The sequence below is a fragment of the Xanthomonas sp. NCPPB 2922 genome (assembly GCF_041520885.1).
GTDB classification, from domain to species: Bacteria; Pseudomonadota; Gammaproteobacteria; order Xanthomonadales; family Xanthomonadaceae; genus Xanthomonas; species Xanthomonas campestris.
In genome coordinates this window covers 29,609-42,418 of sequence record NZ_JBGOFY010000017.1, presented here as the reverse complement: position 1 = coordinate 42,418, position 12,810 = coordinate 29,609, and the positions used below count along the sequence as shown (strand labels likewise).

At 66.6% G+C, this 12,810-nt stretch carries 9 protein-coding genes; 4 read left to right on the top strand and 5 right to left on the bottom strand.

Annotated features, from left to right (window positions below):
* Positions 1-194: 194 nt before the first annotated feature.
* Entirely contained in the window at positions 195-3,554 is a 3,360-nt protein-coding gene (locus ACD584_RS16925) for a GH92 family glycosyl hydrolase (protein WP_076037153.1), read from the bottom strand.
* 338 nt (positions 3,555-3,892) lie between these two features.
* Here ACD584_RS16925 and ACD584_RS16920 point away from each other — a divergent pair, with 338 nt between their 5' ends.
* Genes ACD584_RS16920 through ACD584_RS16910 form a run of 3 tightly spaced genes read left to right on the top strand, consistent with a single transcriptional unit; the run spans position 3,893 to position 6,528 of the window.
* Complete coding sequence (locus ACD584_RS16920; protein ID WP_011038440.1) at positions 3,893-4,090, top strand: zinc-finger domain-containing protein; 198 nt, start codon at positions 3,893-3,895, stop codon at positions 4,088-4,090.
* 10 nt (positions 4,091-4,100) lie between these two features.
* Positions 4,101-5,213, top strand: a complete 1,113-nt coding sequence (locus ACD584_RS16915; protein ID WP_076037152.1) for a glycosyltransferase — start codon at positions 4,101-4,103, stop codon at positions 5,211-5,213.
* Entirely contained in the window at positions 5,194-6,528 is a 1,335-nt protein-coding gene (locus tag ACD584_RS16910) for an O-antigen ligase (RefSeq protein WP_076037151.1), read from the top strand. Before ACD584_RS16915 ends, ACD584_RS16910 begins: the two co-directional genes overlap by 20 nt.
* A gap of 277 nt (positions 6,529-6,805) precedes the next feature.
* Here ACD584_RS16910 and ACD584_RS16905 read toward each other — a convergent pair whose 3' ends face one another.
* A complete protein-coding gene (locus tag ACD584_RS16905) occupies positions 6,806-7,726 on the bottom strand; it encodes an LpxL/LpxP family Kdo(2)-lipid IV(A) lauroyl/palmitoleoyl acyltransferase (RefSeq protein WP_076037150.1) in 921 nt (306 codons plus the stop codon).
* A gap of 430 nt (positions 7,727-8,156) precedes the next feature.
* Between ACD584_RS16905 and waaA the strand changes: the two genes are divergently transcribed.
* Entirely contained in the window at positions 8,157-9,476 is a 1,320-nt protein-coding gene (gene waaA, locus ACD584_RS16900; protein WP_076037149.1) for a lipid IV(A) 3-deoxy-D-manno-octulosonic acid transferase, read from the top strand.
* 411 nt (positions 9,477-9,887) lie between these two features.
* Here waaA and ACD584_RS16895 read toward each other — a convergent pair whose 3' ends face one another.
* The 3 genes from ACD584_RS16895 to ACD584_RS16885 all read right to left on the bottom strand — a co-directional run bounded on the left by ACD584_RS16895 (position 9,888) and on the right by ACD584_RS16885 (position 12,720).
* A complete protein-coding gene (locus tag ACD584_RS16895) occupies positions 9,888-11,261 on the bottom strand; it encodes a TolC family outer membrane protein (protein WP_012437435.1) in 1,374 nt (457 codons plus the stop codon).
* Positions 11,262-11,281: 20 nt separating this feature from the next.
* The gene (locus ACD584_RS16890) at positions 11,282-11,938 is read right to left on the bottom strand and encodes a protein-L-isoaspartate O-methyltransferase (protein WP_076037148.1); all 657 of its coding nucleotides are present in this window, start codon (positions 11,936-11,938) and stop codon (positions 11,282-11,284) included.
* A 128-nt stretch (positions 11,939-12,066) separates the two neighbouring features.
* Entirely contained in the window at positions 12,067-12,720 is a 654-nt protein-coding gene (locus ACD584_RS16885) for a TetR/AcrR family transcriptional regulator (RefSeq protein ID WP_011038433.1), read from the bottom strand.
* Positions 12,721-12,810: the final 90 nt, after the last annotated feature.

Sequence of the window (12,810 nt, the reverse complement as noted above, 5' to 3'; positions counted from 1 at the left end):
CGTAAAGCAATGAGCGCGCATTCGGACGAGTTGCAGAGCGACTGCGGTCTGCCCGCATGTGCGCAAGCCCAAACAGTCAGCGCAACATTTCAAGCACGCGACAACGCGGCACCCGCCTGCCATGCCTGGTCGTCGCTACCAGGCCAGCATGTCAGCACTCACTGCGCCACCGGCACGCGCGCGTCGCCAAACTCTCACGGCGACACAGGCGCCGCACGCAGCAATTCGATCTCCGCCAACTGCACCGGCTTGGGTGTGCTCACACGCAGCCGGTAGTCCGTGTACGCGCCGGGCGTTGCGATCCGGAAGGGCCGCGTCTGCAGGGGCCAGCGGAACACCTCATCGCGACGTTGATCAATCACCGTCCAGTGACCACTCCCGGCACGCGCCTCCAAGGTCCACCCGCCGTTGGCAATCGCCGCGTTGCCGCTGGTGAGGGTATATAGCGTCGGCGTGCCGGCGTCGATGCCGCTCACCGTGACCGCAGACGTGGACGACAGCGTGGCCATCGTTGCCGCATCGTCGTCGTGCAATGCGTCCACCGCGCCACCATCGTCCCGCGTGATGCGCGCGCGCGTGCCCAGCAGATCCTGCAACGGCGCAGGGTGCTGTCCCGGCGGCGTCAGCGATGGCGGCACCGCATCCGCATCCGTGCCCCAGCGTGACGGGCGTGGGCCCATGACGAAGTCCAGCGTTGCGCCCTTGGCGATGTCGGCATGCGGCAACCAGGTCTTGCGCCACGGCTTGCCGTTGACCTTGAGCGATTGCACATATACATTGCGCGGCGAATTCTGCGGCGCGTTGACCGTGAGCGTGCGGCCATTGGGCAGTTGCACGCTGGCATGCGTGAACAGCGGCGAGCCGATCACATATTCCGGCGCGCCCATGCGCAAGGGATACAGCCCGAGCGCGGCGAACAGATACCATGCCGACATCTCGCCGTTGTCTTCGTCGCCGGCATAGCCCTGACCGATCTCGCTGCCCAGATACAGCCGTGCCAGGATCTCGCGCGTCAGCTGCTGAGTCTTCCACGGCTGGCCGGCGTACAGATACATCCACGGGATGTGGTGCGCGGTCTGATTGCTATGCGCGTACATGCCCATGCGCACATCGCGCGCTTCGGTCATCTCATGGATCACGCCGCGATACGAGCCGGAAAGCGCGGCCTGTGCTGTTTCCGGCGTGGCAAAGAACGTATCCAGCTTGGTCGCCAGCGCGTCGCGTCCGCCATACAGTGCGGCCAGGCCCTCGCCATCGTGTGGTGCGGTGAAGGCAAAGGTCCAGCCGCTGGATTCGGTGTAATCGTTGCCCCATTCGCGTGGATCGTAGTGCGCGGCATCCAGGCGCCAGCCGCCATCGGGCGTACGGCCCTGGAAGAAGCCGATTGCCGGGTCGAACAGCGCCGCGTAGCCAGCGGCGCGGTGGCGGAAATACAGCGCCTCGGTGGCATAGCGCTCGCGCGCTGCGGCGTCCGGCGTCTGTTGTGCGAGTGCATCGGCCATGCCCGCAATCCCGAAGTCGTTGAGTGCACCTTCCATCGACCACGACATGCCCTCGTGCGTGTCGGTATCGGCATAGCCGCGGAAGGTGGAACGGGCCATGCCCTTGCGCCCCACGTGCCGGGCGGGTGGCACCACGGTGGCGTTCTTCAACGCGGCGGCGTAGGCCTCGGCCGGATCGAACCCTTGCACGCCCTTGCGCCAGGCATCGGCAAAGGCCACATCCGAACTGGTGCCCACCATCAGGTCGGCGTAACCCGGCGAGGACCAGCGCGCCACCCAGCCGCCGGCACGCGCCTGCTCCAGAAATCCTTGCACCAGCGCGCCGGCCTCGGGTGCAAACAGCGCATAGGCAGGCCACGCGGTGCGGAACGTATCCCACAGCCCGTTGTTGACGTAGACACGGCCGTCGCGGATCGGCGCAAAGCTGCGCACGGCGCTGCCATCGGTGGCTTCGTCGGACCAGCTGTTCTGGCTGGCATAGCGCCAGTCCGGCGCGCTGGCGCTGCCGGCATTCTCGTGCGCGGAGTTCGGGTACAGATGCAGCCGGTACAGATTGGAATACAGCGTGGTGCGCTGATCGTCGCTGGCCCCCGCCACTTCGACCCGCCCAAGCAGCGCATCCCATGCGTCCTGCGCACGCGCAGCCACGCGCTCCAGCGAGTCCTGTGGCGCGATCTCCAGGGCCAGGTTGTGCTTGGCCTGTTCCAGCGAGATCAGCGACGTGGCGATGCGCATCTGCACTTCGCGCGTGCTGCCTGTAGCGAACTTGATCCAGCCAGTCGGCCGGCCGGTGTCGCTGCGGCCGCTCGCCTTCCATGGCGTATCGAAGCGGGCGTACACGTACATGCGCGTGGCGCCGGTGGACAGGCCGCTGCGCACATCGGTATAGCCCGAGAGCGTTTGCGTGGCCGCATCCAGGGTCAGCCCACCGCGTGCATCCACGTTGTCGAACAGCAGGTTGGCATCGCCTCCGGGTGGAAAGCGGAAGCGGAACAGCGCCGCGTGATCGGTGGGGGCGATCTCGGCCTGGATGCCGTTGTCCAGCTGCACTGCGTAGCGATACGGCCTGGCCACTTCGTTGGCGTGCGAGAACGCCAGCGCGCGTTTGACGCGGTCCGCTTCCGGCGCGCCGCTGTGTTTGGACGGCATCACCTGGAAGGTCTGGCGGTCGCCCATCCACGGGCTGGGCTGGTGACTGAGCGACAACGCCTGCAGGCGCGGGCGGTTGTCGGCACCGTTGTGTTCGTTCCAGCGATACAGCCAACCCAACGTGCCGGCGTCAGTTGCCGGGGTCCAGAAGTTGAACCCATGCGGCACCGCCGTGGCGGGGAAATTATTGCCGCGCGAAAACGTGCCATTGGACTGCGTACCGCGCGTGGTCAGTACCCAGTCCGACGGCCGTGCAGGCGCCACACGCGGGACTTCGGCAATGGCGATATCGTCGAGCCAGCCACGCACCGGCGCGCCGCCCTGTGGCGCCACCTCCAGCGCGATGGCGGTGATGCGCCGCCCGCGCAACCCGGCAACATCGCCCAGCCGCACCGCCTTGCGTGCCCACTGCTGCGGGTACAAGGTCCTGGAGGCGCCCTGCGCGGCTGCGCCGATCGCCACGCCGTGCTGGTCCAGCGCGTTGCTGGCCGACAGCCGGCTCCCGTCGTCCAGCAGCAGATCCAGCGACACAAACGTAGAGCTGACATGGTCATCGCCCACGCTTTCGGGCAAGACCATCCACGACAGCGTGGTGTCGGCACCGATCAGGTGATCGGTCGTAAACAACGTCCGCCGACCCGCGCCACCCTGGCTGCTGTAGTGCAGTGCGTGCGCGCCGCTGTAGCCGGCGTGGTGTTTGGCCGCATACGGCGCGTCCGGGCCGCTGCCGATCGCGACCTGCAGCGCATTGGCACGATCAGCGACAAGGTCGCGCTCGTGCGTATCGAACGAGGCGAAGAACCCATCGGCGGCAGCAGCCGGGAGCGCGGTCGCGACCGCCAGGGCAAGCGCAACAGGGCGCAACAGGTGCAGCGGGCGCGGCACAACAGCAGACGAACGCACGTGATGATGTCTCCCGGAAGGCGGATGCAGCAGAGCGCCGGGGCGGGTGTGCTGACGCATGGGCAGCCATGCGGCGTGCGCGCACGTGCACCCCAGGCAACGTGTCAGCCGATGATACGGCGCATGCGTCGCCGCTCGCGTCACACCGCCTTGCGCCAGATTCGGGACCGTGCCGCAACAAGGCCGGGGACGCCGATAGCGCAGGCAATGGTCATGGTGAACACGCCTGGCAGCTCGCTGGCCAACGTCGGCACCGCGCGCTGGACGCATCGCTGGGCCGTGCCGGGCGCGAGGCTGCTAGAATCCGCGCTCTGTCTTCGCCTTCCGATCGTGCCGCCATGAGCCAGACCGCCACCGCGCCCGCCAATGCCGAAAAGCGCTACACCGTGCACCGCGGTGACTTGCCGCTGAGCTGCCCGACGCCTGCGATGGCGCTGTGGAATTCGCATCCGCGGGTGTACCTGCCGATCGAAGACGAGCCCAACTGCGAAGCCAAGTGCCCGTACTGCGGTGCACTGTTCGTGCTCGCCGACTGATCCTGGCGGCATGCACCGCCTGACCGTGGTGCAACTGCTGCCGGCGCTGCAGTCCGGCGGCGTCGAGCGCTCCACCCTGGAAATCGCCGCTGCGCTGGTGCGCGCCGGCCATCGCGCCGTGGTCGTCTCCGCGGGCGGGCGCCTGGTCCAGCCGTTGCTGGAGGTCGGCGCCGAACATCTCACGCTGGATATCGGGCGCAAGTCGTTGCTGACCTTGCGCCACGTGGTGGGGTTGCGCCGTCTGTTCACCGAACTGGGCGCCGATATCGTGCACGCGCGCTCGCGCCTGCCGGCCTGGCTGGGCTGGTACGCCTTGCGCGGGATGCCGCCGGCCACGCGGCCACGCTTCGTCACCACCGTGCACGGGCTCAATTCGCCCAGCCGCTACAGCGCGGTGATGACCTACGGCGAGCGCGTCATCTGCGTCTCGCAGACGGTGCGCGACTACGTGTGCACGCATTACCCGCACACCGATACCGCGCGTCTGCGGGTGATCCCGCGCGGCGTGGAGATCGCGCAGTTCCCACGCCGTCCGCAGCCAGACCGGCGCGCACGTACGTGGGCGCAGACGTTGGTGCCCGGCCTGCCGGCCGATGTGCCGCTGCTGCTGCTGCCGGGCCGCGGCACGCGCCTGAAAGGGCATGCCGATGGCCTGCAGCTGCTCGCCGCTGTGCGCGCCGCCGGTCTGCCGGCCTGGTTGTGGCTGCCCGGCGCGCGCGAGCCGGGGCGTGAGGCCTATATCCGCGAACTGGAAGCCGAGGCGGCCAGGCTGGGTGTGGCCGATGCCGTGGCCTTCACCGAACCCACTGCGCGCATCGCCGAGGCCTACGCCGCCAGCGACCTGGTGCTGCAACTCTCGCGCAAGCCCGAAGCCTTCGGCCGCACCGTGATCGAAGCGCTGGCCGTGGGCCGGCCGGTGCTGGGCTGGGCGCACGGCGGCGCTGGTGAACTGCTCGCCGAACTGCAGCCCGCCGGCGCGGTGCCGCCATTCGATGTCCAGGCATTGGCGCAGCAGGCGCTTGCGTTACTGCACCACCGCCCGGCACCGCCGGCGCGGCTTCCCTACACGCTGCAGGCCATGCAAACGGCCACCTTGAAGGTCTATGACGAACTCCGCCGCTGAGCCCGCGCCGCGCGCGCCCGTGCTGACGCCCGATGCTGGCCGCTGGGCGCCGGTGTGGGTGCTGCTGTTTGTGGCCTTGTGGCCCACCCCGGGTCTGGCCGAAACGGTGCTGTCGCTGGGCGCCGTGTTCGCGGCCTACCGGCTGCTGCACACGCGCTTTCGCGGCGGCACCAGGCTCTTGAGCGGCGCGGCCTGGGCGCTGACCAGTGTGTTGTTCTTCGCCTACTGGTTGCCGCAGATGCTCTCGGCCGTGGATGCGGTGGACGTGGGCCGCGCGCTGCGCAAGTCCGCCACCGACCTGCGCTATCTGCCCTTCATGTGGCTGTGCGCCATCGCGGTGGCCAACGCGCAACGGCGGCGGCGCACCTTTATCGGCCTGGCGGTGATCGCCGGGGTGTGGACGCTGGACGCATTGCTGCAGGTCGCGCTGGGCAGTAGTCCGCTGTTCTTCGCGCTGGATCAGGTCAAACAGCTGATCAGCGGGCACGGCCTGTGCACCGCGCAGGAACTGGCGGTGGTCGACCGGCTCAGCGGCGTGCTGGGGCCGTGCAATCTCAAGTTCGGCCAGACCCTGGCCAGCCTGTCACCGTTCCTGCTGCTGGCGCTGGGCCGGCGCAGCGCCTGGGCGTGGGCCGGCGCGGCGGCGGCGGTGGGCGTGGTGCTGGTGCTGGCCGGCTCGCGCGCCTCGTGGATCACCTACGGCGTGATCGTGCTGCTGTCCGGTTGGCAGTTGCTGGGCGGCCGCAAGGTGATCGCAGTGGCGGCGCTGGGCGCGGTGTTGGCCGCAGGCGTGGTTGCCGTGGCACCGCAGGCCCGCGAGCGCCTGCAACGCACCACCTTGGCCTTTACCGATGGCGAGCAGGGCATGGATCAGGCCTTGTCCGGGCGTGCGCAGATCTGGGGCGCGGCGCTGTGCATGATCCGCGAGCATCCGCTCAATGGCGTGGGCGCGCGTGGCTTTCGCCAGGCGTACCCGGCCTGCAATCCTGCACCTGACCAGGCCCCGGCCTGGGGCGATGGCCCGGCCTTCCACGCGCATCAGATCTTGCTGGAAATCCTGGCTGAAACCGGGGTGATCGGCCTGCTGCTGTGGCTGGCCGGCGCGGCGCAGGCGTGGCGCGCATGGCGCTATTCGAGCCCGGCAGCCCGCGCGCAGGCACGCCCTGCGATGATCGCCCTGGTGGCCACGGTGTTCCCGCTCAATACACATCTGGCGTTCTATTCAAGCTTTTGGGGCGGTCTCAGCCTAATGCTGGCCGGCCTGTATGCCGGTGCGTTGCTCAATGACGATGGGGATCGTTCGCCGCCTGCCTGAGTGGATGTTTGGTTCTGGCGAGGTGTGTGGTTTACGTCGGGGTTCAACCGGCTGAATGACTCTGCAGCTGTATGCGGCACTTATGTGGTGGCGCGGATGCCTGGCAAGAGCGCCGTATCCGTTTGACGCGCCATCGCTGCCTGCAATGCGCGTTCAACTACGTACGTCAGCGGCCCGCCTGGCTAGACGCTCGCCGCACTCAAGCACTCAAGCACTCAAGCACCTCAAGCACTCAAGCACTCAAGCACTCAAGCACGTAGTGCCAGCGCCAGCGCCCTCAGCGATAGAAGTCGCTCCGCCCACCGGGCTGCCGCTTGAAGCGGCGATGGATCCACAGGTATTGATCGGGCGCTTCGCGCACCATGTCCTCGATCGCCGCATTGACCTGCGTGGTATCGGCAATCACATCGTCGGAGGGGATGTCCGCCAGCGGCGGTGCGATCTTCAGCACGTAGCTGCCGCCTTCGCGACGATGGAAGTACGGCACCACCGCGCAGCCGGTGAGCCGCGCCAGCTGATGGGTCGCGGTAATGGTGGAAGCCGGATGCCCGAAGAACGGCACAAAGACCGTGTCCTTGCCGCGCATGTCCTGGTCCGGCGCGTACCACAGGAAACCACCGCGCTTGAGATGCTTGATGGTGGCGCGCAGGTCCTCGTTGGCGAACATGTGCGTGGCGTAGCGCAGCCGGCCGCGCTTGACCGCCCACTCGAACACCGGATTGCGGTGTTTGCGGTACATGCCGGCCAGCGGCACGTGGTCGCACAACAGGCGCCCGCACATTTCCAGGGTCATGAAGTGTCCGGACACCAACAGCACGCCGCGCTTTTGTTCCTGCAGCCGCTGCAGATGTTCCAGGCCTTCGATCTGCACGCGTGGACGGATGGTGGCGATGCTGCCCCACCAGGCGCGTGCGAATTCGAACAGGCCCACGCCCAGTGCGTCGAAGCTGTCGCGTAACAGCCGTGCCCGCCACGCATCGTCCTGCTCGGGGAAGCACAGTTTCAGGTTGACCTCGGCCGCGCGGCGGCGCGTGCCCGCCAGGCGCATCGCCACCCAACCAACGCCGCGGCCAAGCGCGCGTTGCAGCAGCCACGGCAGGCGCCCGGCGAGCACCATCACCGCCAGGCCCAGGTACATGGGCCAGTGCTTGGGGTTGCGCAGGGAAGGGCGGATGGCGACGTTGGCGGACTCGGACATGGCGTAATTCTAGAGCGTGCTCCGGGCTTTGAGGTGAGTGGGCGGTGGGCGGTACAGCCAACGTGTCGCTCGTACCGTGTTGTGAGCGCCGTTGGCAGGGATTGTTCGCGCTCATGGTCTTTGCGCATGCGGCCGCGCCACGTCACGCGCAGCCTTCGCCGCACACCTGCCTCATGCGGGTAGGACGGGACCTTTGTGTCCAACGTGTCGGCGGACTACTGCGCACCCGCGGTGTGTCTGAGGCGGATGGACTACAGGTCGCGATGCAGGGGTAGCAAGGCGATCGCGCGCACAGCCGCACTTGTGGGCTGCACTGCGAACGACCGCACCAGTGTCTGCGTCCAGGCCGGGCCAGGCAGGCCAGGCCAATCACCAAGCAGGCAGGACGGCCACACATGCGCGCGCGCAACGCCTCCCGTATCCTGCACGCATGCGGAAAGACCCGATCGAATGGCTGTTGCGCGGGCTGTACTCGGCGCTGCTCTACCTGTTGCTGCCGGTGACGGTGTACCACCTGGTGTGGCGCGGCTTCCGCGTGCGCGAATATTTCAACCGATGGAACGAGCGCTACGCCTCCTACACGCATGCCTGCGGGCGCCCGCGCGTGTGGGTGCACGCGGTGTCGGTCGGCGAGGTCAATGCGGCGGCGCCACTGGTGAACGCCTTGCGTGCGCAACGGCCGGACATCCGCTGGGTCATCACCACCATCACCCCGACCGGCTCCGAGCGCGTGCGTGCGCTGTGGGGCGATGCGGTGGATCACGTCTATTTGCCCTACGACGTGCCCGGCAGTGTCGGGCGCTTCCTCGAACATTTCCGCCCGCGGCTGGCACTGATCCTGGAAACCGAGTTGTGGCCGAACATGCTGTTCGGCTGCCGCGACCGCCAGATTCCGGTGTACATCCTCAATGCGCGGCTGTCGGCGCGCTCGCTGCGTGGCTACCGCGTGCTGGCACCGCTGATCAGCCGCGCCTTGCGCACCGTGACCTGCGTGGCAGCACAGTCGCAGGACGATGCCGGGCGCTTCATCACCCTTGGCGCGCGGCCGGATCAAGTGGTTGCGCTGGGCAATCTCAAGTTCGATATCGCCGCACCGGCGCAGCTACAGGATTTGGTGGCGCAGTTCCGCAGGCAGGTGCCGGCAACCCGGCCGGTGTGGATTGCAGCCAGCACGCACGAAGGCGAAGAAGCGGCGGTGGCCGACATCCATGCGCAGCTGCTGAAACAGTTCCCGGACCTGTTGCTGCTGTGGGCGCCCCGGCATCCGGAGCGCTTTCCGAAGGTGGAGGCGCTGGCGCGTGACCGCGGCTGGACGGTGACCACGCGCAAGGCGCAGCAGTGGCCGCAGGCGCGCGACCAGGTATTCGTGGTCGATACCCTGGGCGAGTTGATGAGTTTCTACGCCTGCGCACAGGTCGCCTTTGTCGGCGGCAGCCTCCAGCCGATCGGTGGCCACAATCTGCTCGAGCCGGCAGCGGTGGGTACACCGGCCGTCACCGGCCCGCACCTGCACAATTTCTCGGAAATTTCGCGGCGCATGCGCGAGGCCGATGCAGTGACCATTTGCGAGGACGCCGCGTGTGTGCAACGCGATCTGGCCCGCCTGCTCGGCGACCCCGCACAGCGCGAGGCCATGGCCGCGGCCGGGCTGGCGCTGGTGGCTAACGGCAAGGGCGCGGTGGCACGCACCCTGGTACAGATTGCGCCGGATCTGCCATCAGTGGTTGGCGAGATCGCTTCGTCGCAGTGAGTTGCGACGGCAGCGCGCAGCGCAAGTCGGCTTGCGCCCAGGTTGCGTGGGGTTCGGCTGTCGGTGTGCCAAGGCGCGCCCATGCGAGGCACGCGCTCCGCACGTGTGCCTCTCCGTTTCCTGCAGTTGAGCAGGCACTACGTAGCGTGCTCAGCAGGGTGGAGAGGTCGGCGCGACCTGCGTGCAAGCGCATCGTCAGTGACGCGAAATCCGGACTGCTACTGATGATTGCAGACATCGCGGCATTACCGCTGCGTCAGCCCTCACTCGGCAGCGCAGCGCACTGCCCAAGCGCACATCTGCACAAGCTCGTTGCCGTGATTCGAGACCGAAACATGACAACACCGGGTTTCACAGTGCAGACATGAAAAAGGCGGGCCATGCCCGCCTCTTCATTCACTGCGCGCGTGCTTACTGCAACGAACCGCTGCCCTGCAGCTTGGCTTCTGCCTCTACTGACAGCAGGCGATTCACGTCCTGCAGTTCGGCGATATCGATCTTGCCGATGGCCTGAGCCAGGAGCAGGCGGTTCTGCAGGAAGGTGTAACGCGCCTGTGCATATAACTGCTGTGCCTGGAACAACGTGCGCTGGTTCTGCACCACGTCCAGCACGGTGCGCGTACCCACTTCCAGGCCGACCTGAGACGCGTCATAAGCCGCTTGAGCGGACACCACCGACAGGCGACGTGCTTCCACCTCGCTGATACCGGCTACTACGGTCTGATAGGCATTGCGCGTATTGCGATCCAGCGCGCGTTTCTGCTGTTCGTAGGTGTCCTGCTGAATATCACGCTGCGAAATTGCCTGACGTACTGCCGACTGCGTCGCGCCACCAGCAAAAATTGGAATCGACACACTGATGCCGATCGAGTCGGTGTCGATGTCACGTCCCTGAGTAGTGAAGACACCGCTTTCTGCGGCTCCGGTACCCCAGCTATTGCTGCGGCCCACACTGCCAGTCAAATTGACGGTGGGAAGGTGACCTGCCCTTGCCGCATTGATACTCGCTTCAGCTGCGCTGACCTGCAATTGTTGGGCCTTCAGCGCCGGATTGTCGGCGATAGCCGAGGCCACCAATTGGTCGACATTGCTGTAAGCGGCAGGAACTTCCGGTCGAAAGTTTTCTGGCAACGCGCGCAGGCCCACCACCGGCTGACCGGTGAGTTCGGTCAAGGCCTGGTAGTAATCCTTCAAGGTGTTGCGTGCATTGATGGTATCGGCGCGCGCCTGGTCGTACTGGGCACGGGCTTCGTGCACGTCGGTGATCGGCGCCAGACCCACTTCTAAACGCTTGTCGGCGTAGTCGAATTGCTTCTTGGCCGCTGCCTCGTTGGTCTCGGCCGCTGCCAGTGACTCGATGCCGACCAATACCTGAAAATATGCTGCCGAGGTACGGGTGATCAGGTCGTTGTTGGCAGACTCGAGCGTGAAGTCTGCTGCCTTGGCGACTTCACGCTGTGCACGTAGTGTGGAAAATTGCGACCAGTTAAAGATGGTTTGTGAGCCCTGGATCTGGCTGGAGCGTGACGAAGTTGTAATGCGCCCATCCTGACCCTCAATCTCGCGATGAGCTTTGCTGTAATCGAAAGCGCCGTTGAGCTGCGGCAACAACGCCGCACGCGCCTGCACTTGTCCTTCCCGATTCACCAACCGCGTGGACTCGGCAACAGCCAGCTGCGGATCGCCGTTGCGGGCCATTTCATAGACCTGCAGCAGGTCGGTGGCGTGCGCGGCCATCGGAGACAGGGCGGCGGCCAGCGCCAGGACGAGGGATCGGCGGATCATCGGGGAAGCTTCCTTGGGAATCAGAATTGGAATCGGGGCGTCGGTGCGGCGCCCTGGAGATAGGCGAGGTCGGTTTCGAACAACGATTCGATGCGCGGCGCGTTGACGTCACCACGGACCAGGACGGCTTCCATCACCGGATCGTGACCGCGCACCACAAACAGCCGGCCGTTCGGGCGCAGCCACTGCAGCCACTGGTTCGGTACCGTATCGACCGCGCCGGTCACGCAGATGGCGTCGAAGCGACGCTCGCTCTGCCAGGCGAACACGTCGGCGGTTTCGATGCGGACATTGCTGCCCAGACCGGTGGCGTCCAGGTTGGCACGCGCGGCGGCAGCCAGCGCGGGGTCGATCTCCAGGCTCACCACTTCGCGGGCCAGCGCGGCCAGGCAGGCGGTGGAGAAGCCGCTGCCGGTGCCCACTTCCAGCACGTCTTCGCCGGGCTGCAGATCCAGGGCCTGCAACATGCGGCCTTCGACCACCGGCTTCATCATCTTGTGGCCGGCCGACAGCGGAATTTCCACATCGACGTAGGCCAGGGTCTTGTAGGCCTCCGGCACGAAGGCTTCGCGCGGCATGCGCGCCAGCACGTCGAGCACGCGCAAGTCCAGCACATCCCACGGCCGGATCTGCTGTTCGACCATCTTTTCGCGGGCCTGGGTGAAATCGATCGTCATGGTGCGGTTATCCAACGCGGCGGGGCAGGCATTTTAGCGGGGCTTGGGGCAACTGGCGCATCTAGCATCGCCGGGCGCCGCCAAACCACGCAGTGCCGGAAGTCACCGCGACCAAAGGGCAGGCCCGATCAGCGCGGCACATAGGCTCTCAGGAAGAAATCCACGCTGGCGTGGATGTGCTCGTCCACCTGCGCGCGATCGGGCTGGCCGTGCAGGCCGCACATCATCAGCGCGTACAGCTCGCCCTTGAGCAGGCAGAAGAATTGCGCGGCGGCGCGGGCCACGTCGGGAATCTCCAGCTGCCCGTCGGCCACGCGCGCGCTGAGGAAATCCGCCAGCGCCTGTTGGGTCCGCTTGGGGCCAGCATCCCAGAACATCTCCCGCACGTGCACGTCGCCGGTACCTGGCGCCATCATCATGCGGTGGGTGGCAATGGCCGAGTCGGAGCTGACCATGGCGAAGAAGGCGTCGGCGATCTCGATGAGCTGCTCGCGCAACGCGCCTTCGGGCGCATGGTCGAACAGGTCGTCGGGCATCATGTGCTGGCATTGTGCGCGGATCGCCTCGCCAAACAGGCTTTCCTTGTCGCCAAAGTGGCTGTAGACGGTCAGCTTGGAGACGCCCGCCAGGGCGGCGATGCCGTCCATGCTGACGCCCGCAAAACCTTGCTCCATGAACAGCGAGCGGGCGGCGCCTAGGATGGCGGCGCGTTTCCCAAGATCCTTGGGACGCCCAGGGCCGTTGCTCTTGGCCTTGGACTTGAGGGGGGGCGAGCTGGACATGCGCCAATACTAGACCATCGGGTTCTATATTTATATGGCGGCACCGCGCGGTCCATTAACCGTTGCGGTGAGTCGCTTGCGCTGTCGTGG